The sequence below is a fragment of the Steroidobacter flavus genome (assembly GCF_042651805.1).
GTDB lineage: Bacteria > Pseudomonadota > Gammaproteobacteria > Steroidobacterales > Steroidobacteraceae > Steroidobacter > Steroidobacter flavus.
On sequence record NZ_JBHSDU010000015.1, the window covers coordinates 2298158 to 2324369 of the forward strand.

At 62.9% G+C, this 26212-nt stretch carries 14 protein-coding genes and 1 pseudogene; 5 read left to right on the forward strand and 10 right to left on the reverse strand.

What is annotated here, in order from left to right; genetic code table 11:
* The first annotated feature begins 3 nt into the window (after nucleotides 1–3).
* A complete protein-coding gene (locus ACFPN2_RS36980) occupies nucleotides 4–657 on the forward strand; it encodes a hypothetical protein (protein WP_380606137.1) in 654 nt (217 codons plus the stop codon).
* A gap of 6 nt (nucleotides 658–663) precedes the next feature.
* On the opposite strand, the gene ACFPN2_RS36985 is transcribed toward ACFPN2_RS36980, so the two are convergent.
* The 3 genes from ACFPN2_RS36985 to ACFPN2_RS36995 form a co-directional block, all read right to left on the reverse strand.
* Nucleotides 664–1092: a YidB family protein gene (locus ACFPN2_RS36985; RefSeq protein WP_465270397.1), complete on the reverse strand. Its 429-nt coding sequence runs from the start codon at nucleotides 1090–1092 to the stop codon at nucleotides 664–666.
* Between the two features lie 101 nt (nucleotides 1093–1193).
* The gene (purL, locus tag ACFPN2_RS36990; protein ID WP_380606139.1) at nucleotides 1194–5096 is read right to left on the reverse strand and encodes a phosphoribosylformylglycinamidine synthase; all 3903 of its coding nucleotides are present in this window, start codon (nucleotides 5094–5096) and stop codon (nucleotides 1194–1196) included.
* A 52-nt stretch (nucleotides 5097–5148) separates the two neighbouring features.
* Nucleotides 5149–5478, reverse strand: coding sequence for a DUF1820 family protein (locus tag ACFPN2_RS36995; RefSeq protein WP_380606141.1), 330 nt, complete (start codon nucleotides 5476–5478; stop codon nucleotides 5149–5151).
* A 106-nt stretch (nucleotides 5479–5584) separates the two neighbouring features.
* Between ACFPN2_RS36995 and tagH the strand changes: the two genes are divergently transcribed.
* Complete coding sequence (gene tagH / locus ACFPN2_RS37000) at nucleotides 5585–7027, forward strand: type VI secretion system-associated FHA domain protein TagH (RefSeq protein WP_380606143.1); 1443 nt, start codon at nucleotides 5585–5587, stop codon at nucleotides 7025–7027.
* A 50-nt stretch (nucleotides 7028–7077) separates the two neighbouring features.
* Here tagH and mltF read toward each other — a convergent pair whose 3' ends face one another.
* The 7 genes and pseudogenes from mltF to ACFPN2_RS37035 form a co-directional block, all read right to left on the reverse strand.
* Nucleotides 7078–8505 carry a membrane-bound lytic murein transglycosylase MltF gene (gene mltF / locus ACFPN2_RS37005; protein ID WP_380606145.1) on the reverse strand — a complete coding sequence of 476 codons (1428 nt, stop codon included), beginning with the start codon at nucleotides 8503–8505 and terminating at the stop codon, nucleotides 7078–7080.
* A gap of 126 nt (nucleotides 8506–8631) precedes the next feature.
* Nucleotides 8632–9996 (reverse strand): alpha/beta hydrolase-fold protein, encoded by a 1365-nt coding sequence (locus ACFPN2_RS37010; protein WP_380606147.1) that lies wholly within the window; start codon nucleotides 9994–9996, stop codon nucleotides 8632–8634.
* Between the two features lie 49 nt (nucleotides 9997–10045).
* Nucleotides 10046–11623, reverse strand: coding sequence for a serine hydrolase domain-containing protein (locus ACFPN2_RS37015; protein ID WP_380606148.1), 1578 nt, complete (start codon nucleotides 11621–11623; stop codon nucleotides 10046–10048).
* 194 nt (nucleotides 11624–11817) lie between these two features.
* Complete coding sequence (locus ACFPN2_RS37020; protein WP_380606150.1) at nucleotides 11818–13779, reverse strand: amidohydrolase family protein; 1962 nt, start codon at nucleotides 13777–13779, stop codon at nucleotides 11818–11820.
* Between the two features lie 19 nt (nucleotides 13780–13798).
* Nucleotides 13799–16327 carry a TonB-dependent siderophore receptor gene (locus tag ACFPN2_RS37025; RefSeq protein ID WP_380606152.1) on the reverse strand — a complete coding sequence of 843 codons (2529 nt, stop codon included), beginning with the start codon at nucleotides 16325–16327 and terminating at the stop codon, nucleotides 13799–13801.
* Between the two features lie 458 nt (nucleotides 16328–16785).
* Nucleotides 16786–17385 (reverse strand): annotated as a pseudogene (locus ACFPN2_RS37030) (FecR family protein); the annotation flags it as partial.
* A 3-nt stretch (nucleotides 17386–17388) separates the two neighbouring features.
* Nucleotides 17389–17937 carry an RNA polymerase sigma factor gene (locus tag ACFPN2_RS37035; RefSeq protein WP_380606154.1) on the reverse strand — a complete coding sequence of 183 codons (549 nt, stop codon included), beginning with the start codon at nucleotides 17935–17937 and terminating at the stop codon, nucleotides 17389–17391.
* Between the two features lie 149 nt (nucleotides 17938–18086).
* Between ACFPN2_RS37035 and ACFPN2_RS37040 the strand changes: the two genes are divergently transcribed.
* The 3 genes from ACFPN2_RS37040 (at nucleotide 18087) to ACFPN2_RS37050 (ending at nucleotide 26121) form a co-directional block, all read left to right on the forward strand.
* On the forward strand, nucleotides 18087–19433 hold the full coding sequence (locus tag ACFPN2_RS37040) for an amidase (RefSeq protein WP_380606156.1): 1347 nt from the start codon (nucleotides 18087–18089) through the stop codon (nucleotides 19431–19433).
* A gap of 275 nt (nucleotides 19434–19708) precedes the next feature.
* On the forward strand, nucleotides 19709–21442 hold the full coding sequence (locus ACFPN2_RS37045) for a ShlB/FhaC/HecB family hemolysin secretion/activation protein (RefSeq protein ID WP_380606158.1): 1734 nt from the start codon (nucleotides 19709–19711) through the stop codon (nucleotides 21440–21442).
* A gap of 32 nt (nucleotides 21443–21474) precedes the next feature.
* Complete coding sequence (locus ACFPN2_RS37050) at nucleotides 21475–26121, forward strand: two-partner secretion domain-containing protein (RefSeq protein WP_380606159.1); 4647 nt, start codon at nucleotides 21475–21477, stop codon at nucleotides 26119–26121.
* Nucleotides 26122–26212: the final 91 nt, after the last annotated feature.

Sequence of the window (26212 nt, forward strand, 5' to 3'; positions counted from 1 at the left end):
ATCGTGATCTCGAACGCAGTCATTCTGATCATTGCCATCTTCGGATTGTTGCTGCTGATACTGGCGTGTCAGCGGCTATTCCGCGCCCGCTTCCTCGCCGCGGGCGGCAGCGCCTTCACCGGCTCGTTATTCCTCGCCGTCGCGGCGTTGTTGTTCGTGGTTTCGTTGAATCTGCGCACCTACGCGCAACTGACGCTCGAGCGGCCCGTTGCGGAAATCGTGTTCGAGCAGCGCGGGCCGCAGACCTTCAACGCCACGCTCACGCAAGTGCCGAACGGCGAAATCCAGATGTTTGTTTTGTCGGGCGACGAGTGGCAGCTCGACGCCCGCGTGCTGAAGTGGAAAGGCTGGGCGAACCTGTTCGGTCTCGACGCGCAGTATCGACTGGAGCGCGTCAGCGGCCGCTATCGCGACATCGCGCAAGAGCGCACCGCCGAGCGCACCGTGTATCCACTGGCCGAGAATCCCGGGCTGGATCTGTGGCAGCTCACACTGGACAAGCCCGATCGCCTGCCCTTCGTCGACGCCGTCTACGGCAACGCCGCCTATATGCCAATGTCGGACGGTGCGCGTTACGAAGTCACGATCTCACAAACCGGATTGATCGCCCGGCCCGTGAATGCGGCTGCTCAACAAGCCGCCGGCAGCTGGAAATAAAACACTTCAGTGGAACAGCTTGCCTAACGACGAGAGCGCAGAACCCATATCGTTCTGCGAGGGCAGCTGACCATTAGGACTGAGCTTGTCGACAACTTGCGGCAGCAAGCCTGCGAGCGCGTTCGACGCTTCCGATTCGCTCACCCCGGCTCGTACGCCCAAGTCGGCGACATTGCCCGCACCGAGCACCTGTTTCACTTGATCGCCCGAGATGGGCATGTTCTGACCGGTACCGACCCAGGACTGAAGCACGTTGCCGAGTCCGGCGTTCTGAAATCCATTGGCGAGATTAGTCAGCGCGCCTGGCTGACTGAGCATGGAAAGCACTTGAGGCAACAGCGCCGCGACGAGACCGCCGCCAGCCGCCTTACTACCCGATTGACCCTGTCCGAGCGCTCCACCGAGCGCACCGCTGATTTGATCGAGCAATCCCATGGCGAATCCTCCGAGGCAATGAAGCGCGGAGTTATGCGCGCTTCACCAGCGGGTCGGGATACGCAAATGGTGGTCCGCGAATTCACACGGACCGTCTGGGATCAGCCCACCCAAACCCGCGCATTCCGGAAGATTCGCATCCACGGGCTGTCTTCAGCCCAGCCGTCAGGGTGCCACGAGTTCTGGAACGTGCGATACACGCGCTCCGGATGCGGCATCAGCAACGTGACGCGACCGTCCGGTGTCGTGATGCCCGTGAGACCGCGCGGCGAGCCGTTCGGGTTTGCGGGATAACGTTCCGTCGCGTTGCCCTGATTGTCGACGAAGCGCAGCGACATCAGATTCGAGCCGATCAGCGCGTCGATGTTGCCGCGGCCTGCGAAGTCCGCGTAACCCTCACCGTGTGCGACGGCGATCGGCATGCGCGAGCCTTCCATGCCGGCGAAGAACAACGACGGCGACTTCACCACTTCGACGAGGCTCAAGCGACCTTCGAACTGCTCGGAGCGATTGCGCACGAACTTCGGCCAGTTTTCCGTGCCCGGAATCAGCTCGCGCAGCGCCGCCATCATCTGACAGCCGTTGCACACACCGAGTGAGAACGTCTCCGGCCGATAGAAGAACTTGGTGAACGAGTCGCGCAGCTGCGAATGGAACAGAATCGATTTCGCCCAGCCCTCGCCGGCACCGAGCACGTCGCCGTATGAGAAGCCTCCGCAGATGACCATGCCGCGGAAATCGTTCAGATCGAAACGACCCGCGACCAGATCGGTCATGTGAACGTCGAACGGCGCGAAGCCGGCGCGATGGAACGCAGCGGCCATCTCCACGTGACTGTTCACGCCCTGCTCGCGCAGAATCGCCACTTTCGGCCGCGCACCCTTCGCGATGAAGGGCGCGGCGATGTCCTGATTCAGATCGAAGCTGAGCTTGACGTTCAACCCCGGGTTGTTCGGGTCGGTGACCGTCTCGAACTGTTCCTGCGCGCCTCGCGGGTTATCGCGAAGCTGCGTCATGCGGAAGCTGGTCTCCGACCACGCGCGATGCAGATCGGTACGCGACTCGTCCAGCAAGCCTTCGCCGCCAGAACGAATGCGAACGCGATCTTCTTTCGTCACCTTGCCAATGACCCGACTCAGGGTCGCGAGGCCATGACGATCCAACACGCTCAGCACAGACTTCACATCGGCCGTGCGAACCTGCAGCACCGCGCCCAGCTCTTCGCTGAAAGCGGCCGCGACGCAATCGCGGACATCGACACCGAGATCGACATCGACGCCGCAGTGACCGGCGAACGCCATCTCGGCGAGCGTTGCAAACAAGCCGCCATCCGAACGATCGTGATACGCGACGATGGAACCCGCCGCGCGCAGCTCAACGATGGCCGCGAAGAAATTCGCGAGCACTTTCGGATCGTCGCAATCCGGCGCCTCGTGACCGAGCTTGCCGAACACCTGCGCGAGACACGAGCCGCCGAGTCGATCGCGCCCCGCGCCCAGATCGATCAAGACGAGCGAGCTGTCGAGCTCCGGCCGCAGTTGCGGAGTGAGCGTGCGACTGACATCGCGAACCGGCGCGAATGCCGAAACGATTAACGACAGCGGCGCGACCATGCGGCGAGGACCTTGATCGCCCTGCCAGGTCGTCTTCATCGACAACGAATCCTTACCCACGGGAATCGTGATTCCCAACGCCGGGCAGAACTCTTCACCGACGGCCTTCACCGTCGCATACAGATCCGCGTCTTCACCGGGCTCGCCGCACGCAGCCATCCAGTTGGCGGACAAGCGGACCTGATCGAGCGCGGCCACGTCAGCGGCAGCAATATTTGTAACAGCCTCGCCTACCGCCATGCGGCCGGAAGCGGGAGCATTTAGCAGCGCAAGCGGCGTGCGCTCGCCCATCGACATCGCTTCACCGGTCGCCGACGTGTAATCGCTGATGGTCACGGCAACGTCGCTGACCGGCACCTGCCACGGCCCGACCATCGGGTCGCGACTGATCATGCCGCCGACCGTGCGGTCGCCGATCGTAATGAGGAATGTTTTATCCGCGATCGCCGGGAAGCGCAGCAGCCGATAGGCGGCATCGCGCACGTCGAGCTTCGCGCCCGCGAAATCATCGCCGAGCGGCGCCAAACGTTTTACATCGCGAGTCATCTTCGGCGGATTGCCGAGCATGACGTTGAGCGGCAGATCCACCGGCGGATCTTTCAACAAGGGATCGCCGACCTTCAGCCAGCCATCGTCGGTGATATCGCCGACCACCGAGAACGGGCAGCGCTCGCGCTCGCACAGCTCGGAGAAGCGTTTGACGTCCTTCGCGTCGATCAGCAGCACGTAGCGCTCTTGCGCCTCGTTACACCAGATCTCGACCGGCGACATGCCGGGCTCGACGGAAGGAACGGTGCGCAGATCGATGCGTCCGCCGCGGCCTTCAGTGTGCGCGATCGACTCGGGGATGGCGTTGGAAATACCGCCCGCGCCGACGTCGTGAATCAGCAGGATGGGATTGTCCTTGCCCATCGCCCAGCACTGGTCGATGACTTCCTGCGCGCGTCGCTGAATCTCAGGATTGCCTCGCTGCACGGACGCGAAATCCAGATCTTCCGTGCTCGCGCCGCTGCCGACCGACGAAGCCGCGCCGCCGCCCAAACCGATCAGCATCGCCGGGCCGCCGAGCACGACGATCTTCGCGCCCGGAGGAATGTCCGACTTCTCGACGTGCATGCGACGGACATTGCCGACGCCGCCCGCGATCATGATGGGCTTGTGATAACCGCGCAGCGTGGCGCGCGAGCCCGACTTCTCAGCTTCCAACTCGAACGTGCGGAAGTAACCGAGAATGTTGGGGCGACCGAATTCGTTGTTGAAGGCCGCGGCCCCCAGCGGGCCCTCGACCATGATGTCGAGTGCCGACGCGATCCGACCCGGCTTGCCGAAATCTTTCTCCCACGGCTGTTCGAAGCCGGGAATGCGCAAGTGCGAGACGGAGAAGCCCGCGAGACCCGCTTTCGGCTTGCCGCCGCGACCGGTCGCGCCTTCGTCACGAATCTCACCGCCCGAGCCCGTCGCCGCGCCGGGGAACGGCGAGATCGCGGTCGGATGGTTGTGAGTCTCCACCTTCATCAGGATGTCGATGGGCTCGTCGTTGAACGCGTACGTATGCTGATTCACATCGGCGAACCAGCGACGGCCGAGCGGACCTTCGATCACGGCCGCGTTGTCGCGATACGCGGACAGCACGCCCCGCGAATTCTTCGCGTACGTGTTCTTGATCATGGCGAACAACGACTTCGGCTGACGCTCGCCGTCGATGATCCAGTCCGCGTTGAAGATCTTGTGCCGGCAGTGCTCGGAGTTCGCCTGCGCGAACATCATCAATTCGACATCGGTCGGATCGCGGCCGAGCTTCTTGAAGTTGTCGGCGAGATAGTCAATCTCGTCCGTCGACAGCGCCAGGCCGAGCGATTCGTTCGCTTCCACCAACGCCTCGCGGCCCCGAGCCAGCAGTGCCACCGTGTTCAGGCGACGCGGCGCCTGATGATCGAACAATTGAGCCGCATCGTCGTAGGAAAACACGGCAGCTTCGGTCATCCGATCGTGCAGCGCCGGCGCCATGGCTTCGAGGTCGGCCTGCGACAGCGGCTTGGAGCCGCGGATGAAATAAGCGATGCCGCGCTCGATGCGCTCGACGGCCTGCAAGCCGCAGACCTGCGCGATATCGGTGGCTTTGCTGGACCAGGGCGAGATCGTGCCCGGCCGCGGGATGATGACGATGAGCTGGTCGGACGCGGCCGGCGCCGAGCTCGGCTGCGCCGGCCCGTAGGTCAGCAGCGCCTCCAGGACGCGCCGTTCGTCAGCGGTAAGCTCCCGTGGCGCTTGAACAAAATGCGTAAAGCGCGTGGTCAGGGACTCGACCGCGGGGACGCGCGATCGAAGGGCGGCAAGCAGGCGGGCAGTGCGAAAATCAGAAAGTGCAGGCGCGCCAGACAGTGTCAGCATGCGGTGCGGAAGGGGCAGCGGAACGGGCGCGAATCATACCGGAATTCGCTGTCTACTTCTTGTCGCCAGGCGTGTACACCGGCATCGGGAACGGGGTGACATTCGAGCCCTCGAACGAGCTGATCTTGCTCACGCCCTGCTGCCGCACCTCGTCGATGCGCAGCACCGAATGCATGGGCAAATAGGTGCGTTTTACGCCGTCGAATTCGGCTTTCACCTTTTCTTCCGTAGGGTCGACCACTACGGCTGAACGCTCGCCGAACACCAGTTCCTCGACTTCCACGAAGCCGAACAACGAGCCGTGACTCACCTTGCGGGCATAGATCTCGTAGACCTTGCCCTGGTTGACAAACACGACCTTGAAAATGTGACTGGCTGCCATCTTGCTATCGGGCCTCGTTGGTAGGCTGCGGTTCCAGGCTATGTAAACTACTTCTCGCCACCACCGCGATCGCTACCGCGTAAGCAATCTCCTGAATTCTCGGTCAATGGCACTGAAACTCCGCATCATCAGCGATCACTACAAAGCGCTCGGCAAGCGCAGCTCGCGCCTGTTCGGCGTCACCGGCGGGCGGATCGGCCGTGCCGCGGACAACGACTGGATCCTGCCGGACCCGGATCGCTACATCTCCAGCCACCACTGCAAAGTGGAGTTTCGTGCCGGCCAATGGATGATGGAGGATACCAGTACCAACGGAGTCTTCATCAACGGCTCTGACGTGCCCGCCTCGGTCGACGGCGCATATGCCCTGAAAGACGGCGATCGGCTGCGGCTCGGCGACTATGAAATTATCGTCAGTATCGACGAGCGCCAGGACTTTCCCCCGGATGCCAGCGGCCAGATGCCCGCCCCCGCGCGCAACTCATCGCGTCGTGGCTTGCCTTCGCCGGAAATCATGGACCTGGGCGAAGAACTGGACATCACCGACCTGTTGACCGACGCGGCCATCAAGCCAGCCCCCGCCCCGACCGCCGCAGCTCCGGCCACTGCCGCCGCGAGCGCACCGACGATTGGTCCCGGCGGGTTCGATATCAACAAGGCGTTGGGCATCGATCTGCAGCCCACGCGCCCCGGTCTTGCGAACAACACCGCGCCCGGCAAGCCGGCGCGCAGCGGCTTTGCCTCGTTGCTGGATGCGCCAGATGAAGGCGACCAGCGTACCGTCGTGCCCGGCGCTAAGTCGGACGACTGGCAGATGCAGACCAAGCCGTACGATCGCAAATCGCTGCAGGCGTTGACCAATCCCGCGTCGCTGGCCAAACCGGCCGAGAAACCGGTAGCGGCCCCGACACCGCCCGAGCCCCGCGCCGGACGTCGCTCCACCGATCCTGCGCTCGAACCGGCCAACGGCGTCGAAGCGTTCTGTCGCGGCGCCGGTATCGATCCGTCCTCGATCCCGCTGGAAACCCAGCACGCGTTGCTACAGCTCGCCGGTCAGATGACTCGCGAAGTCGTGCTCGGCTTGATGGACGTGCTCAAGAGCCGCGCCGATCAGAAGAATCGTCTGCGCCTGAGCCAGACGTCGATTCAGCCGGCTGACAACAATCCGCTGAAGTTCTCGGCGAGCGTCGATGAAGCATTGGTGAAGCTGTTCGACGGCCACAACAACACGCGCTACCTCGGCCCGGTGGATGCGATCCGCGATTCGTTCGCCGATCTGCGCACCCATCAGCAGGCGCTGTCAGGTGCGATCCAGGCGGCGATCGACGAAGTCATGAATCGTATCGAGCCCGGTGAATTGCAGGAACGTTTCGACCGCGGCTTGAAGCGGGGCGCGCTGCTCGGCGCCGCCAACAAGATGAAGTATTGGGATCTCTACACCGAGTTCTATCAGGTGCTCAATCAGCGCAACGAGCAGAACCTGCCGACGCTGTTCGCCGAAGAGATGTCCCGCACGTACGCCGAGAAGGCGCAGCAGAAGAAGCGCTAGTCCCTCATCCACAAACGTGAAGACGTGCCTCGCCGCTCGCGATCGTCCGATCAGCGTCGCGGCGTCAGCATGCTGTTGGAATTTGTCGGCGCCGTGCTCGTCGTGGTCGCCGCCGGCGCGGCCTCACGTTGTGCCGCCGGACCCGTGTCGGTCGCGACCCAATCCAGAATGTCGATGTAACCCCGGATGTTCTCGACGAAGCGCACCGGCTCCCAGCCTCTCGCATAACCGCGCTTCACGCGTGAATACCACTTCTCCTGCGTCAGCAAGGGCAAATGCTCACGTACGTCATTCCATGAATCCGGATCCTTGCCGTGCATCTGCGTCAGGATGCGCGCATCTTCGAGATGGCCGACGCCGACGTTGTATGCGGCCAGCGTGAACCAGGTGCGATCCGGCTCGAGAATTCGTTTGGGAATCTGCTCGCGCAGCCAGACGAAATATTTCGCACCACCGAAAATACTCGCGCGCGGATCGAGTCGATCGCCGACGTTCAACGCCTGCGCCGTTTCTTCCGTGAGCATCATCAAGCCGCGCACGCCGGTATGTGATGTCGCCGCCGGATCCCAATGCGACTCCTGATAACCCACCGCCGCGAGCAAGCGCCAATCGACACCGACCGAGCCCGCCGCTTCTTTGAACCAATGCCGATACTGCGGCAGACGCGATTCGATGTGCTCCATGAACACGCGCGCCTGAATGTAATCGAAGCGATCCGTGCCGCCGTAATACGTATCGAGAATGGACGCGAGCCGTCCTTCGGCACGCGCCGATGAGAAGAACGCGGTCACTCGCTTGAGCAAGCTTGGATCGCGTGCATCGACCGCCCACGCCAGCGCCTTGCCGCCGGACAAATCGAAGGCCACTCGGATTTCGGGATGGAAGGCGCGACCGATGGCGAACTCGTTCGAATCCGCCACCGTGTAATCGAACTCGCGCCGGGAGAGTCGATACAACAACTCTTCTGTTTCCACCGCCGGGTTCTCGACCCACGACAGATTGCTGTAATAGACGCGCAACTGCTCGAGCGTGGCGGCGTGCGCACTGCTGGCGACGACTTCGATGTGACCGTCGTAGGTTTGATCGAGCCGTCGCGGTCGCGGATCGCCCTGGCGGAAGATCAGATGCTCGCGCACTTGTTGATATGGCGGACCGAAGCCTGTTTGCCCCGGCAGCCGCAGGCCGCGCGTCAGACCGGCTGCGGCGATATGGGCCCGGCGCGATTCGAGCTCGCGCACGACGTCGGCGACCGTGGGAACGGAATAGATGAACAGCTTGACGCCCAACTCGGCGGCAAAGCGCGCGGCCAGATCGAACTCGGGCCCCTGCGGCCCGTCCGCGCCCAGGTAGTAGGCGCTGGGCAAGTTGCGAGTAACGACGCGCAGCTCCCCACTGCGCAAGATCTGCTCCATGACGCTGGGCGGCTGGGAACACGTCCCCAACAGCAGCATCGCAATGATGGCAAGGGTTATCTTCACTGCATATTCTATGACTCGGGATCGGGCATCCTGCCACGACCCTCGTGCGAACAGCAAAAGGCGTGACTTTTGCCGCTCGCTCGCCGCTGCGCGGCGGGGTACATCCCTGTACCCGGGTTGCGACAATTAGCGCTGCTGGCCGATTAACGTAATCAGTCCGTCCGGCAGCGTCGCCCGCCAGTTCAGGAACGTATGGCCGCCCGCGTACTCGCTGTAACTGACCCGATAGCGCTTCTTTTCCAGCAGATCGCGCATCTCGCGGCTGTAGCGGAGCATCCGATCAGGGTTCTCCCAGGTGCCCGCCACCATATAAAAGCGCACGGGCAATGCAGGTTTCTCCGCCACTTCCCGTAACAGTGCGCCGTCCGGCTCGCCTTTGGGCGCCCACGAGAATGAACCGGATTGCGCCAACACGTTGCCGAAGATTTGCGGATGACGAATGGCGATGTAACTGGCCGCGAGCCCGCCGCGGCTCGCACCGGCGATGACGGCCTTGCGCGGATCGCGAGTCAAATGCAACTCACCTCGCAAGCCCGGCAGCAACTCCTCGACGATGAAGCGGCCGAACGCCGGCTCGCCCGACAGCTCGCTTTGTCGATGCGCGGCGTCGATGTAATCAATCATGATGGCGACGACGGGCGGCAACACGCCATCGGCTCGCATGTTATCGAGCTGCGTCGGGAGGGCGGCACTCTGTAGGTAAGAGAGTCCATCGAACAACACGACCAACGCGTAGGGCCCGTTCTTCTTGCTGTGACCCGGCGGCGTGTAGATCGCCACTTTGCGGGTGTTGTTCAGGATACGACTCGTGACCTCGCGTTCTGCAACCGCGCCGCGCGGTACGCCGTCGCGTTGTTGCAGCCAGCGCTCAGGCCTGGCGTCCGGGCCCTCGAAATAATCTTCGGCGACGGGCGTTTCGCGGGCGAAGAACACCTCGGGGATTTGTTTCCGAGCGCGCGGATCAGGGAATATTTCTCTCATCCCGCCGACACGGAGTTCCTTTCGCAGCGGTTTCTCATCCGTGACGCGCCCTTCCGGCCAGGAGAATGCATACGGAGCGCGTGCGTCGGTCTCCAGCTCGTACGTGCGATACCAAACATCGCTGCCGGTCAGCTGCGTCAGACCATCGTGCGATTGCCACGGCGTTTGATTGAAGATGCCGACGACACCGATATCGGTCGCGTCACGGTGCGCTGTTTGACGCCAAAGGAAGGTCACCCACATGCGATCGGCGCGCCCGGGCACGCGCTCGATCAATGGCGTGCCCGCACTGTCGATCTCACGCCAGAACGCGTCGGTCGCCTTCGTCCCCTCCGACTTCAACGACTGCTCCAATCGTTGAATGCGCGGGCTGTCGGCCGCCTGCGCGACGGCCGACAGCAGCGAAACAATGGCCGCGATGATCGTCCAGGCTCGCGATCCGGCTAGAGCCGCGTGACGTTGGTCGCCTTTTCTGCCAGCGACCTCCTGCGCCGAGGGATGCGATGGCATGACGGCACGGCGTTGTATTCGATGGCTCGCGAGCACGTTGGAGACTTTCCTATTTCTGCTTGATCGCTTCGACCGCGTACTCGCCGTAGCGATGAATCAACCGCTCGATGCTGCCGTCGTAGCCACGCACAAACTCCACCCGCACGTCGGCATCTTCGTCCGCAACGAAGTGCGTACGATCTTCGGCGATCAATTCGATCTGCCCCACTCCGCTCGCATCGCTGATACGCAGATGAGTCCCGTCAGCAGACACTTTATATGCAGCTTCAGCGGCCACCCCGTGGCGCGTATTCACGACCCCACCTGCGGGCGCGACCATATACAGGCCCGTCAGCTCGGCAAGTTGCGGCGCTGACAGCGTCACGGCCGGCACGGTGGTCACGCCAGTCAACGGCCAACCTTCTGCAATCGCGATTGCCCGGCGCAGCTCGTTGATCACCCGAAATCCGCGGCGGCCGTTGGTGAAGATCACCAATCCGTCACCCGTGGCGGGATAGCCTTCGATATAAGCCTTATAAGAATCGTTCGAGCCCGAATGCGCGAAACGGCGCGACAATCCATGACCATCCAGGAACGGACCGAGGCCGGCGCGGCTCGGGCCCACTTCGGTCATCATCTGTATGGCGAGCTCGTGAGTGAGGAATGAGTTTGCGTCGCCCTGATAGGAATCCATCAACGCGATCATCAGCTTTGCGTAGTCGCTCGGCGTCGTCCAGAGGCCCGAGGCGGCCAGTTCAGGCATCGTCTCCCAACCGCGCGGCAAGGCGGTGGGCTTGCCGTCGCGATCGTGGGCCTTGGCAATGTTCCCATGCGAGGCCGGCAAAGGATTCTCATAGGTGCTGCGCTTCATGCCGAGCGGATCGAATACATGCCGGCGCGCGGCGGCCGAGAAATCCAGGCCCGTGCGCTCTTCGATGATCAGCTGCTCGATGGTCGTGCCGCCGCCCGAGTAGACCAGCTTCGTGCCGGGGAGATGTGTTACTTGCACGGGCTCCGTCAGCGCGGGTGCTTTGCCTTGCAATGTTTCAAGGAGGGTTGGGACAGGCGCGTCCGGCTTGAAGTCCGGGAAGCCGTGCACGTTCAACCCGGCCGTGTGCGACAGGATGCCGCGCAAGGTCACGGGACGCGCGGAAGAGAAAGCGTTCGGCGGAATTTTCCAGCGGGTCAGGTACTCGTTCACGTCGTGATCGAGATTGAGCTGACCGGCGTCGACCAATCGCAGCGTTACTGAGGCAGCACCGACTTTGCTCACTGAGCCGACGGAGAAGACGGTGTCAGTATCGATCTTGTCGGTCGTTCCCGCCTGCTTCAATCCATAACCTTTAGCCCATGCGACCATGCCGTCGCGAATCACCGCGACGCTGACGCCGGGCACGCCCCAATGTTTCATCCGATCAGCAATCGTCCACCGCTCCTGCCGCGCCCCCTGCACTTCCACCGCATCCCTCAGGCCAGTCTCGGCCGCGCGAATACGGGCAGCATCGCGCCCCGTCTCCGCCGCGGACAGGCATTGCACGAATGCCAGCGACGCGAGAGCGATGACCGACGCGCCTGCGCGGGACCTTCGGCGCTCGGCACCGATGATGGGAGTAACTGTGGTGGCAACTTCAGCAGCAGCTTTCTTCATAGCAAATGTTTTTCAGGTCAAGGGGCACGCCGACGACGTTCGGCGCCGACCGCGTGACGGCGTTCGATCAAGCGGTAGCAAATGGTTGGTAACGCCCCCTACCACGGCGGTATGCGTCGTCGGCACCGGACGTTCGGTAGAGCGTCCCCAGTTGAGGTGCTCGAGGTAGTGCGCATATGGGATTGCCTCGTTTGTCAGTGAGCCCCAGCGGCGGGGCCCGCCTTGGCCTGCTCCACATACCGCTCAGCATCGCGCAGAAACGCGTCCAGCTGAGCTCGTTCGTACAGTCGCCCGCCAACGATCACGGCGGCGATCTCTCGCGTGTTGCGAATATCTTCGAGGGGATTTGCGTTTAGCAGCACCAGATCCGCCGTCCAGCCTTCTTGGATCGCACCGTATTGACGCTGCAGGCCCAGATACTCGGCGGCGTTGGTCGTCGCGGTTCGCAGGACTTCCATCGGCGGCAACCCTGCCCTTTGAAGCAATACGAACTCATCGTGCAAACTCGCGCCGGGGAAAATCATCGTATCGAACGCATCCGTTCCCGCGAGAATCTTCACCCCCGCGGCGTGCGCCATCCCGGTGACTTGCAAGCCCAGTTCGTGGAAGCGCCGATACAACTCGCGAACCTCGGCGGGCTTCGACGCCGATGAGTTCAAGTTGGATTCCCAATAGTCCCGCCACTTCGGAATCACATACTTCAACCGGGGATCGTTGCGATAGGCGGCCTCGCTGGCGCGTGCATCTGACTCACGGGTCAGATGGGTTGGCGTGTAGTACACGCCTTGCTTGGCCAGATCAGAAAGAATGGCCTCACAACGCTTCGCATCGAATTCATTCACCGTACGTCGCATTCTCTCGGTGGAATCCGGCGCCTTCGCATTCGTGACGCCTGAGGCGACCGCCTCCATCGCGGCTCGGTACTCTGGGCCGTAGTCGCTGCAGTCATAGAGAATGCTGCGAGCATGCTCGATGGTTTTGTGCCCGTGAGCCGCGGCTTCGGAAGTGGATACACCGAGTGGCACATGACCTGATACTTCAATATCCAGCTCACGAGCGCGATCGGTGAGGGCGAAGTAGGCGGCGGGCGGGATGCCGTTATAAGTTTTAATGAAATCGACGCCGCGAGCTTTCCAATGCTCCGCGACCAGACGCCCTTCTTCTGCGGTGGCCGGATACAAATAGGCGGGCATCTTAGCCGGCAAACTCGACCGCAGCTCCGGGCCATGCACGAAGTCGCTAGATGCCCATAACACTCGCGGACTGATGACCGCGCCCGCGGCAATACGATCGTTGAGTTGCCGAACGTCGTCGATACAGAAAGCGGAAGGGGCGTTGGGATCGGGACAGTCGCCGCTCATGTCACGAATGCCAGTGACACCGAAGGCGATATGCATCGGCAACGCGTACTCGACGTAATCGCGAAGATGACTGTGCATGTCCCACAGCCCCGGAATCAGAAACTTTCCGGCACCGTCCAATACCGCAGCAACATCATTATTTTCATCCCCCTCGCCCTGGCCCGGACCAGAGCGACCGGCGCTCGCATTCCGACCTGCGCCCTTCCGAACCCGGGCCGGCCCAACGTTCGCCACTTCCGCTGCGATTACCTCCGCGCCCGTTCGTAACCGCACCGGCTCAACATTCCCCGCTTCCGCTACGATCCCCTCCGAGCCCTTCCGTCCCCGCACCGGCTCAGCATTGACCGCTTCCGCTGCGATTCCCTCCGAACCTTTCCGTACCCGCACCGGCTCGACATTCTCCGCTTCGGCCGCGATTCCCTCCGAGCCCTTCCGTCCCCGCACCGGCTCAGCATTGACCGCTTCGGCCGCGATTCCCTCCGAGCCCTTCCGTATCCGCACCGGCTCGACATTCCCCGCTTCGGCTGCGATCGAACCGGCGCCCTTCCGTACCCGCACCGGCTCAACATTCACCGCCCCGGCTGCGATCGAACCGGCGCCACTCCGTACTAGCGCCGGCAGGATTTTTATTATCTTCCCGGCTGCGATATGAACCGACCGGTGATCCAGCACTTCCCCGCTGAAGGGATCGATCACCGTTACATCATCAATGACCAAGTCAGCAGGCGCGCCGACGCCTGCACCGCTCCACAGAGCGATGCAGGCCATCGCGATGACTCGCACTAAACGCGACACGCGAATCGACACACCGGGCTCAGAACTTCCACTTCACACCCGCCCGATACTCTCGCCCCGGGTTCGTGTGCATATTCAAGCCAAGGTTGAGATTGGACGCCGCCACGTACTGCTCGTCGAGCACGTTGGTCGCCAGCAGGTAGAAGTTCATGCTCTGCCAGTTGTAGAACACCCGCGCATCCATCTCGGTGATATCGCCCACCTCATACACATACACGACGCCATTCCGACGCAGCGTAGTATCCGGCGCGACCAGGTCCGTCTTGTAAGTCACACCCAAGCTAACCCCCAATCCACGCAGGAGCTTGCTCTCCAGAAACTCATAGCTCGCGAACGCGCTGGTGCTGAAGCGCGGCGTGTTGTTCGGCCGGATGCCCTTCAAGTCGCCCTTATAAGAGGTATCGAGATAGCTCGCCGCGAGGAACGCATTGATCGCGGGCGTAAGGCGTCCTTGAATCACGCCTTCCACGCCCTGCGCGACCTGCTCGCCAATCGGCAACGAGCACGCGCCGGCGCCGCAGGTATGAGTCAGATCCGGATCCGACTGCGAAATGTTGGTCCGACGCGTATCGAACAATGCGACCCGCATGCCCCAGCCCGCCTTGAAGTCCGCCTTGAAGCCCACTTCATAGTTGCGACTGAGCTCGGCACCGATCAGCTCACCGCTCGGATCGTTGGGCACCCAACGACGATTGGTGACCGGCGAGAAGCCCTGACCGTACGACGCGTAAATATTCATATCGTCGGCCACTTCAAACGTCGCGCCGATCTGATGCACGAAATCGTCGAAGTCCGTCATCGTCGCATCGGCGGCGGCAAACGCCGTCTTGGCAGCCTGCAGGCCGACCGCGCGTCCCGTGCGGGTCTTGACCGTGTCATATGAGTAGCGGCCGCCGAGGCTGACAGTCAGCCGATCGATGGGCTTCAACATCACCTGCGCCGTAATGCCCAGGTACTTGTCGTTGGTCTCGGTGAAGTTCAGCGGCTGCGTCGCCATGAACGCTTCGGCTTGAGCCTGCGTCGTCAGCCCATAGTTCGGCGTGAACGCATTGAAGCGCGTCGTGCCGTAGTTGAGCGCGGTGTACGCGAGCAGGTTCACCGCCGGGTCCGTGTTCTGCGCGCCGTAGTCGATGCCGATGAACGCGGTGTGCTCGCGGCCGAACGCCTGGAACGGACCGTACAAGTTCACTTCGCCGCTGTACGACTTCGACGTCGAATACAAATCCTGCACATACTCATACGCAGCGCGACCGTCAGAAGCGAACGGCCCGCCAACCGCGTACAGCGACGTGTCGCGACCTTCGCGGCTGTACTGCAAGTTGCCGCGCACCGTCCAGCGATTGTCGAACGTGTGATCGAGCTGAGTCTGCGCGGTCAGGATGTCTTCATCCTGATAGCCCCAAGGCATGCCGAGAAAACGTGAGTTCGGCACCTTCAACGACACGATCTCGGCCCCGGCCGCGATGGCCTGCGCCGGCGTCAGCGCGCCAGGCACGTCGCGGTCGAACTGCAGATACGAGCTGCGAAACTGCGTCGCCTCGCGCTCCTGATAAACGAAGCGCGCGATGAAGTTGGTGTTCTCGTCCGAATAGCGCACCGACGGCGACACGATCCAGCGATCGTCCTCGACCTGATCCCAATGCGTGCCGTAGCTCTGATAATTGCCGAGCAGTCGATACGACCAGTTGTCGCTGCCGAACAGCGGACCGGTCACGTCGCCATCGACGTCGTAGTACTCGTTGCTGCCACCTTCCACGCCGACTTCGGCCTTGAAGGTCGGCTGCGGAATCTTCGACACCGCGTTCACCATGCCGGCCGGCGTGTTCTGGCCGTACATGGTAGAGGTCGCGCCCTGAATCACTTCGATGCGCTCGAACAGCGCCGGGTTCAGCTGGTTCTCGCTGTCGAAGCGAAAGCCGTCGATGCGCAAGCCGGTGTCCAGATCGACCTGGAAGCCGCGGAAATAAAAGTTCTGGTTGCCGACGAAGTCGAAGGTGCGCGAGGAGCCGGGCAAGACCCGATTGATGTCGTCGAGCGTGTTGACGTTCATCAGCTCCATCATGTCCTCGGTGATCACCGTCACCGTCTGCGGCGTGTCGAGGATGCTCAGGCCCATCTTGGTGGCGCCGAACGCGTCGTTCTGCACGAACAGCAGCGTGCTCTGCACGACCACTTCTTCGATCTGCTCGCTCTCGGCCGGCTCGTTGCTGGCGGCGGCGACTTTCACCGGTACGATGCGCACCGAGCGAGCGGTGATCTCCTGGAACTGCAGCGAGTGTTCGCGCAACAGCAGCTGCAACGCCTCGCGGCCCGAGTGCTTGCCGGACAGACCGGCGCTGGTCAGATTGCCGAGCTGGTCGGCATTGCTCACCACTTGCACGTCGGCCTGGTTGGAAAACTGAATCAGCGCCGTGGACAGCGGCTGTGCGGGAATGTTGAACGCCGCGACGCCATTGAGATCCGCCCACGCTGCCGCGCCTTGTAAGGCCAGAGCGACCGCGACGGCGACGCGTGTGACCGGCAGGTGCCGGAGACCGACTGAACGCATGAGACTCCCCGTGTTATTCGACCCGAAGTTGTCTCGGGCCGTGTGTGCTAAGACGCACGGGGTCGTGCCAGCGGAACGGCAGCGCTGAACTATTTGCTGGCGGTCAGGACGCGCTCGCCGCCTTGCTCTTCGATGCGCACCGGAAACGCGCCGGGCAACGATGCCAGCCACACATCGAGGGAATCGGTAAAGACCGTGCCCGTGTAACGCATGGCACGCACCTCGGCGTCATCGATGCGCAGCTTCGACGTTGAATAACGATTGATATCGGCGATCACGGAGCTCAACGGCTCGCCGTCGTAGTGCAGCTTGCCCTGCTGGAAGCTCACGGCGTCCGCGCTCGGCGCGAGCGTCGACGTTCGCACTTTGCCTTCATTCCACGCGAGCTTGCGCCCAGCAGTGACCATCACCGGTGCGCTTTTTCCCGCTGCGTCAGGCAAGTCCACTCGCACTGTGCCTTCGGTAACGCTGACGACGAGTCGATCCGGATCGGCATTCACAACGAACGCGGTGCCGATCGCAGTGACGGTGCCCGCAGGCGTCGTCACCGAGAACGGCCGCTCCGGCGCGTGCGCGACTTCGAAATACGCCTCGCCGCCTTCCAATTGCAGCGACCGCTGATTCTCGGAAAACTGCACTTCCATCCGCGTTTCAGGCCCTAGCGATACTCGCGAGCCATCTTCCAACTGCATGGAGCGCGTCTCGGCGGTCACGGTTGCGATGGTCTGCGATTGCGACTGCCAGATCGTCACCGCTGCCACCAAGACACAGAACAGCGCCATGGCGGCGATCGCCCAGCGATGCTGAGAACGCGCCGTCGTCAATGGCGCCACCGATTCAGGCGCAAGCGCAATCAACTCATCGGCGCTCTCGGTCGGCGCATGAACCACCGCGCCCGAACGCCGCCACGTTTCCTGCAGGCGCTGGAAAGCCTCGGCATGCGCTGGATCTCGATTCATCCATGCCTGCCAGTCCGCGAAGTCGGCCTCGGTGGCGGCGGGATCGTTCAAGGTCACGATCCACTCAGCTGCCTCGGCCTGAATGTGTTCCCGCTTCATGCGCTATGACTGTAGTTGGTCGAAACGCGCCTGCAGGTGCAAGAGTGCCCGGGCCAGATATTTACGAACAGCCCGATCCGTGACGCCCAGCCGCTGCGCGATCTCCATGCTCGACAAGCCGTCGATCCGACTCAGCAGGAACGCCGAACGGCACGCGGCAGGCAGCTCGGCCAGCGCTTCGAGCGTGACGCGAGCGTCCTGCGCCTCCGCGACCGTGGCTTCGGGCGACGGCTGCAAATCGAAATCGAACAAGTAATGACCGCGCTGCTCGACGGTGCGCTTACGACGCACGCGATCGATGGCCAGATTCGCGGCCGTCTTGAACAGGAAAGCCTTGAGGAAGCCCACCGCCTCGGGGCGGTCGAGCTGTAGCAGTTTGACGTAGGCTTCCTGGGCCACTTCGCGCGCGTCCTGCTCGGAAGTGAGCCGACCCATCAGGAAGCGCAACAGCCGATGGTTGTGCTCCTGGAAAATCTCGCCGATCCGTCGCGAATGCACCGTCCGCTCACTCTCCTCGGCGGGCTCGGGTGAAGACTCGATGTGTGCAAGCATGACGGCACCGATCATATCGCTCGGAAGCAATCCGAGGGCGGATCGGTCCGAGTGTAGGACGGGCGGCCCGCGCGGAATTAGCACTCCGGCCGGGAGTTTGCACATAGGAGACGCACCACCGGGGTGCCGGCTCTGGCAGACTTGAGCGCATGCCAACCCTAGACGCTCTCTCGCAGGCACTCGCCAGCGGCACCCTTCGGGCGCGGGCCCTGATCGACCAGGCCATGGATTGCATCGCCGACCCGAACGGCGAGGGTTCGCGCACCTTCGTGAGCATCAATCAGGCGGCGCGGGCACAGGCGGACGAAATCGATCGCCGCCGGGCCAAGGGCGAGGCATTGCCACCGTTCGCGGGCATTCCGCTGGCCTTGAAAGATCTGTTCGATGTTGCCGGTGAAATCACCAGCGCCGGCTCTCGCATCTTCGCGCATGAGGCGCCGGCACTTCGAGACGCACCGACGGTCGCGAGACTGCGCGCCGCTGGCTTCATTTTCGTGGGCCGTAACAACATGACGGAGTTTGCGTTCTCAGGCCTCGGCCTGAACCCGCACTACGGCACGCCGGCCAGCCCATTCGATCGCACGACTCGTCGCATTCCCGGCGGGTCCACGTCGGGCGGCGCCGTCGCAGTCGCGGACGGCATGGCTGTCGCAAGCCTTGGCACCGATACTGGCGGCTCGTGCCGTATTCCCGCCGCGTTCTGCGGGATCGTCGGCTTCAAGCCGACCGCACATCGGGTGCCCCGCGATGGCGCGACGCCGCTGTCTCATTCGTTGGACTCGATCGGTCCGCTCGCGAACAGCGTGGAGTGTTGCGCGACCATCGATGCGATCCTGCGAGGCGTGACGCCGCGACCGTTAGCAAACGTTTCGCTCAAAGAGATTCGTTTACTCCTGCCAACTTCGCTGGTCCTGGACGGCATGGATGAACACGTCGCGAAGGCTTTCGAACGCGGCATCGACACGTTGGCGCGTGCCGGCATTACGATCTCACGGCAGCCGCTGACGGAACTGTTGCGCATTCCAGAAATCAACTCACGGGGCGGCATCGCGGCGGCGGAAGCATACGCATGGCATCGGCCACTACTCGAGAGCCACCGCGCTCAATATGACCCGCGCGTCGCCAATCGAATTCTCAAAGGCGGTGAGCTGACGGCGCAGGACGTGCGAGATCTGCACGACGCGCGGGCCGATGTGATCGATGCCGTCGCGAAAGTCACGAATGAAGTGGATGCACTCGTGTTGCCCACGACGCCCATCATTCCGCCGCCGATCTCGGCATTCGGCCAGGACGCCGACTATGTGCGGCTGAACGGCCTGGTCCTGCGCAATCCGTCGCTCGGCAACTTCCTGGACCGCTGCGCGATCTCGCTGCCCGTGCATCGTCCGGGCGAAGCACCGGTGGGCTTGATGCTGATCGGCCGGCGCGATGACGATCGACGGTTGCTCGCCATCGCGCGAGCCCTCGAAGCCGAGCTCAATCGGAAGTCTGCATAGCTGCCGAGTGACGCGCCTGTCGACGTCTGCCACTGATGTCTTAGAGGTGCTTGAGCATTTCCCCGAGGCGCCACTCAGCAGCGGCGCCATGCGACGCCCTCTCGAATAGGAGCTACGTCGCATTCTTTTGTAGTCCCCCAGGCAAATGCGAGCAATGTCACGTCGCCTCGCAACATAAGCTGCGAGAAAGCCGCCACGTATCCAGCGCAAGGACGATGCTCACATTGAAGTGTCGCTTCGAGCCGGATGTGACCTGACATACGTGGAGACTCGGGGTGACTTCGAAGCGCTGGACTGTGTTGTGCCTGCAAGCAGGCATGCTTTCTTCTGTGGTTGCTGCAGCCGTGCCGGCGACAGCGCAAGTTCGCCCGCCGGATGCGGGCACCATCCTGCGTGAGACCGATCCCACACGCGGCCTGCCCTCACGCCTTCCTGGCAACATCGGCCCGTCCGAAGCGCCGGCGTCTCCGAGTGCGGCTCGCGAAGAAGCGCGAGTCAAAGTCACGTCCGTCCACATCGTCGGCGCGAAGCGCTATAGCGAAGCTCAGCTGCAAGAGCTGGTGAAAGATCTCGTGGGCCGCGAGGTGGACTTCTTCGAGCTGCGCCGAGCCGCGGATCGTATCGCCCAGCACTATCGCGCCGACGGCTGGTTCGCTCGCGCTTACTTGCCGGAGCAATCGTTGAGCGGCGGCGCCGTCACCATCGCGGTGCTCGAAGCCCGTGTTGGCGAGCTGCGCATCGAGAGTGCCCAGGAACAAACGCGCGTTCGCGAGGAAGTGATTCGCGAAATGCTGATGGCGCGTCAGCTGCAAGAAGATGCGCTCGGCATCACCAACCTCGAACGGGCGGCCCTGCTGGTCGATGACCTGCCGGGCATCAAGGCCGCGGTCGTGCTGGCTCCGGGCTCGGCCGAAGGGTCGACCGATATCGTCGCGCGTGTCGAGAACACGCCGCTGGTGCAGAGCGCGCTGGTGATGGACAACAGCGGTCTGCCCTCGACGGGACGCGAACGCCTCACCGGTCAGGTGTCATTGCAGTCGCCGCTGCGCTTCGGCGACGAGCTGGTGGCGCTGTTGAACGTCAGCGAAGGCAATCGCTTCGGACGTCTCAGCTATGAAATCCCGGTGGGCAGCGACGGCTGGCGGGTCAGCACCTCGGTGTCGGCGCTCGACTACGAGCTTGGAGAAGAATTCAAGGCACTGGATGCGGAAGGCAAAGCCTTCACTTGGGGATTTGCGGCCGACTATCCTTTGATTCGTAGCAACCGGTTCGACCTGCGCTTCACCAGCGGCGTCGAAGAGCGTCGTTACGAAAACTCCGCGCTGTCTGAAGAAACATCCGATTCGCGCATCCGCGCGGCACATGCTGGATTGCTCGCCAACCGACTCGACTCCTTTGGCGGCGGCGGCATGTGGGTGTACAGCGCGCTCATCACGGCCGGCGACGTCGATCTTTCCGGCAATGTCTTCGATCTGGCGCTCGATCAACTGACCGCGCGCAGCGACGGCAATTACACGAAATATTCCTGGAACGTGGGCCGTCTGCAGCGACTCGGCGATCGCAACCGGTTGTCGGTCAGCCTGCAAGGTCAGTTCGCTTCGGACAATCTGGATTCTTCCGAGAAGCTCAACCTCGGCGGCGCCAGCGGCGTGCGCGCGTTTCCGGAGCTCGAAGGCGCCGGCGATGAAGGCTGGCTCGGCAATGTCGAATGGCTGCACACGCTAACTGCCGACTGGCAGTTCGCCCTGTTCTACGACATCGGCTCGGTCCGTCAGCACAAGCGCACCTGGGCCGGCTGGAATGCGGGCAATCCCAATCTCGATAACCGATACGAGCTGCAAGGTGGCGGCTTGAGCGTGCGATGGACCGCGTTCTCCGGCGTGGAGATCGACGCGACCGCCGCGACTCGCTTCGCAAGCAATCCGGCGCGCGACCCGGTGACTGGCGACGACGCCGACGGCTCGCGTCGCGAACCGCAGCTGTGGATCTCCGCTCGCTGGGCCCTTTGAATCGGTTGAAGCACATGAACAAGCATGCATCTATGAATCGAATCTCAGCAGCGGTTGCCTTGGCACTGGCGTCGAGCGCGGCACTCGCTGCCGAGCCCGCAGTCGGCACGTTACCGAGCGGCGGCCAGGTCATCCGCGGCAACGCCTCGATCACTCAGACCAACTCACAACTCGACATCCATCAGTCGAGCGATCGTGCCGTCATCAATTGGCAGCGCTTCGATATCGGCCGCGATGCCACGGTGAATTTCCTGCAGCCCTCGGCATCGTCGGTGACGTTGAACCGTGTGCTGTCGTCCGATCCGTCGGCGATCTTCGGCCTCTTGAATGCCAACGGCCAGGTGTTTATTTCCAATCCGAATGGCGTGCTGTTCGGCTCGAGCGCGCGTGTTGACGTCGGCGGACTGGTGGCCACGTCGCTGCAGATCGATCCCGATGACTTCATCGCCGGCAACTATCGTTTTACTAACGGCAGCGGCGCTGTCATCAACCAAGGCACGCTCACCGCGAAAGACGGCGGCTACATCGCGCTGCTCGCGCCGGAAGTGCGTAACGAAGGCGTGCTCTCGGCGCGCCTGGGCACGGTGGCCATAGCCGCTGGCGAAGCGGTGACGTTGAATCTCGACGGTAGCCAGCTGCTGTCGGTGCAGGTCGACCCTGCCACGGTCGATGTGCTGCTCGAGAACCGGCATTTGATTGCGGCCGAGGGCGGCCAGGTCATTCTGTCCGCGTCCGCCGCGCAGCGACTCGTCGACGGCGCGATCTCGGGCGCCACGGGCGCGACCGGGCTCGTCGTTGAGAATGGTCAGGCGCGACTGGTGAATGTCGAAGGCACGGTGCGCGCTGCGAATGTTTCTATTGACGGCGGTGCCGTCGGTGTTACGCGCGTTGCCGGCAACATCGACGCGCAAACGTCTTCGGGCAATGGCGGCCAGGTGCTCGTCACCGGCGACAAAGTTCACGTCGATGCTGGCGCAACCATCGACGCGAGCGGCAACCAGGGCGGCACGATCCTGATCGGTGGCGATCAGCAAGGCGCCAATCCGAATGTTCGTAACGCACAACGTTTGTTTGTCGATGCCGATGCGGCGATCCACGCGGACGGCGGCGCCGGTGCGAATGGTAGTGGCGACGGCGGCCGCGTCATCACCTATTCGACAGAGGCGACTCAAGTCTACGGCGCGCTGACCGCACGCGGTGGCGCTGCCGGCGGCGACGGCGGCTTCATTGAAACCTCAGGCGGCTGGTTCGATCTCGGCAGCTCCATTCCCGATGCTTCGGCGGCCGCGGGCCGCGCCGGCCAATGGTTGATCGATCCGCACGACCTGCGAATCGACAGCGCCGGTCCGGACTTCGGCATCACGGGCGATCCCAACTGGACCACCACAGCCATTGGCTCCACGCTGACGACGTCGAGCATCACCAACGCTTTGAATGCGGGCACGAGCGTCACGATAACGACCGCGGCCGCAGGCGCTGAGCGCGGCGATATCAGCGTGATGGATTCGATCGTGAAAAGCGCGGGCGGTAACGCGTCGCTGTCGTTGTTCGCGCATGGCCATATCCTTGTTGCCAACGGCGTGCAGATCGAGTCGACGTCCAACCGACTCGATGTCACTCTGCATGCGGACCAAGGGAACACCGGTAACGGCGGAATCCGCCTCGGGGTCGGCACGGCGATTCTTAGTAACGGCGGCAACATCCTCCTGCGGGGCGGCGACGTGAGCTTCGCGGATCCCATCGTGGATCCAACCGTCAATCCGACGCTCTTTCAGACGCAGATGCAGAGTGGCGCCGCGCGTAACGGTGTCACACAGTACGGCGTGTACTTGAACGGCAGCACGCTGCAAGCAAGCGGCGGCAACATCGAAGTGCGTGGCGTCGGCTCCAGCGGCAACGCGGGCGTTCGCGTCGACAACGGCGCGACGATTTCCACCTCGGGACTCGGCAGCATCGCACTCTATGGCTTGGGTGGCAGCGGCGGAGCAAACAGCGACGGCGTCCGCATTACTGGCTCGGGCACAACAGTGACCTCCGGCAGCGGCGACGTGCGCATCTACGGCCTCGGCCGCGGCGGCTCAGGCTGTTTCGCTATGGACTGCAGCGACGGTGTCCAGATCGACGCCGGCGCCACCGTCTCTTCCACCGACGGTGACATTTATCTGCGTGGCGTCAGCCAGTCCGCCAGCTATCGCGGTCGCGGCGTCTGGATCGATACAAACGGCAGCGTCCGAACCAACAACATCGGCGATATCGATGTCATCGGCATCGGCGGCGGTCCGGGCGGCCACTCCAGCGGCGTTCATTTGACCGACGGTGCACTCATACAAACGAGTATGGGCGACATTACAGTGACGGGCCGCGGCGCCGCGGATGCCGGCGCCAACAACGAAGGTGTGAAGGTCGACGACAGCGCCATCAAGGTACTGAGCGGGGCCGGTAACGAGTTGACCGTGGACGGCTATGGCGGCGGCGGCGACTGGTACAACATCGGCGTCAACGTTCGCTTGGGCGGCGTGATCAGCACCGGCAGTGGCGGAACGATGTTTGTTCGCGGCACCGGCGGCACCAGCAACACCGGCACGGGTAACTGGGGCATCCTGATCGAAGGCGATGGCACCTACGAATCCACCGGCAGCGGCCGCCTGATCATGGAAGGTATCAGTGGCGCCGGCGTCGACAACACCGGCATCCGAGTCACGGGCGGCTATGCGAACCGCATCGGCTCCTCGACCATGACAGGCGATATCACGTTGATCGCCGACTCGATGAATCTGGCCGATGGCAGCTCGAACGGTTTGACCGTGCAATCCAGCGGCACGCTGTACATCACGCCCCGCTCGGCGGCGACAACCATCGGCCTGGGCAACGGCGCGACGGGTACGTTGAATCTGGATAACGCCGAGCTGTCCCGACTGACCGACGGCTTCTATGACATCGTGATCGGCATGTACACCGGCACCGGCGCCATCGACGTCCGCACGGTCACATTCAACGATTCCCTTCAGCTGCAAAACATGGGCTCGGGCAGCCAGGGCATGACTATCCATGGAGCGCTGGACGTCGGCAGCAATACATTGACCTTGGCCTCACAAGGCGGCGTGACTCAGACGGCAGGCATCTTCGCGAATGAGTTGATGCTGTTCGGCGAGGGCCCTTACGTGCTGACGAATACTACCAACGAGGTGGGCACGCTCGGCGGCAGCCTCACCGGCAGTCTGCACTTCGTCAACAACGGCAGCTTTACCGTGGGCTCGGTGTTGACCGGTCACACGCAATGGGACGGCCTGTACAGCACGAACGGCGAGCTGCGTCTGGAAGCTCGCGGCATCGGTGCCGACCTGACGCTGACGCGCTCGATGTGGTCCGGCACGACCGGCACCGCCATCGAGCTGAGCGCCGACGGCGCCTTCATCAACAATGCCGGTGCCAACGCAGTGGAGACCACCGCGGGCCGCACATTGGTCTGGTCGGCAGATCGTGCCCGCACCGATCTGGGCGGGCTCGCGTTCGACTTCAAACAATATCGTGCGACTTACGGCGTCGACTCTCCGGCGCAGTCCACTGGCAATGGCATTTTGTTTCAGGACGCACCGACGCTGACAGTCGCCTTGAACAATGTTTCCAGAATCTACAGCGGCACCACCGACATCGCGCTGTCTTCCTCGGACTTCACCGCCAGCGGCATGCTCGATGGCGACAGTGTGGTGATCATTGCCGGCACGGCGGACTTCGATACCAAAGACGTCGGCACGGGCAAGACGGTAACGGCGTCCGGTGTATCCGTCGGCTCGGCGAGCAATGGCTCGATGGCTGTGTATGGATACGACGTGGTTTCCACAAATGTCACGGGCACCGGCGACGTCACACCGAAGAGCCTGACGATCACAGCGACCAATGCGACGCGCACCGAAGGCGAGAGCAATCCCTCCTTCAACGCGAACTTCAATGGATTCGTCGCGGGCGAAGATCAGAGCGTGCTTAACGGTTCGCTCGCGTTCAACACGACAGCGAACGAATCGTCGGGCGCAGGCACGTATTCGATTACTCCCGCGGGTTTCACGTCATCGAACTATGCGATCACGTATCAAGCGGGCACGCTGACGGTCAGTCCGGCCGCGCAACAGCCGGAAGTGCCCGAGGTGCCGGAGGTTCCTGAGGAGCCGGAAGTACCGGAAGTGCCGAATCCGCCGCAAGCGCCATCGCCGTCGCCTTCGGCCGAAGGCATCGGACACCTCGTGCAAGCGCCGAATCCGGGTCGGGTCACGCTGGCAGCCGCAGATCGCACGATCGCGCTCCGCGAGCCCACCGCTCGTAGCATGATCGTCGATGGCGGCATCTCGCTCGGGGCTGCTCCGTCAGGCGCGACGCCAGCGCAGTCCACTGTGTGGGGCGGGTTCATCTCTGCCGAGCCGCTGGATGTAGTGCAGCTCACGAACAATGCTGTGACGTTTCAGTTGCCGCAGGAAACATTCCGCCACAGCAATGCTCAGGAGAACGTGCAAGTCACGGCACAACTGGCCGGCGGCGGCCCGTTGCCGCCGTCTTTGCACTTCGATCCACAGACTGGTGTTCTGTCCGGCACGTTACCTGCCGATCAACCGGCGCTGTCGATCGTCTTCATCGCGCGAGATACGGTGGGTGGCGAAGCCAGCACGCGTTTGGAATTGCGTCGCTGATTGTAGAAATGTCCCCGTGAGCGACGGGCGGCCGAATGTGCTAGCCCGTCGCAATCCATCGCTGGCAGACTGCCGGCGAGCTTGGACACGG

Excerpts from the sequence above, each read along its gene's own strand:
- ACFPN2_RS36985 (WP_465270397.1), bottom strand. The coding sequence starts at position 1,092 with ATGGGATTGCTCGATCAAATCAGCGGTGCGCTCGGTGGAGCGCTCGGA.
- purL (WP_380606139.1), bottom strand. The coding sequence starts at position 5,096 with ATGCTGACACTGTCTGGCGCGCCTGCACTTTCTGATTTTCGCACTGCC.
- ACFPN2_RS36995 (WP_380606141.1), bottom strand. The coding sequence starts at position 5,478 with ATGGCAGCCAGTCACATTTTCAAGGTCGTGTTTGTCAACCAGGGCAAG.
- tagH (WP_380606143.1), top strand. The coding sequence starts at position 5,585 with ATGGCACTGAAACTCCGCATCATCAGCGATCACTACAAAGCGCTCGGC.
- ACFPN2_RS37010 (WP_380606147.1), bottom strand. The coding sequence starts at position 9,996 with ATGCCATCGCATCCCTCGGCGCAGGAGGTCGCTGGCAGAAAAGGCGAC.
- ACFPN2_RS37015 (WP_380606148.1), bottom strand. The coding sequence starts at position 11,623 with ATGAAGAAAGCTGCTGCTGAAGTTGCCACCACAGTTACTCCCATCATC.
- ACFPN2_RS37025 (WP_380606152.1), bottom strand. The coding sequence starts at position 16,327 with ATGCGTTCAGTCGGTCTCCGGCACCTGCCGGTCACACGCGTCGCCGTC.
- ACFPN2_RS37035 (WP_380606154.1), bottom strand. The coding sequence starts at position 17,937 with ATGCTTGCACACATCGAGTCTTCACCCGAGCCCGCCGAGGAGAGTGAG.
- ACFPN2_RS37040 (WP_380606156.1), top strand. The coding sequence starts at position 18,087 with ATGCCAACCCTAGACGCTCTCTCGCAGGCACTCGCCAGCGGCACCCTT.
- ACFPN2_RS37050 (WP_380606159.1), top strand. The coding sequence starts at position 21,475 with ATGAATCGAATCTCAGCAGCGGTTGCCTTGGCACTGGCGTCGAGCGCG.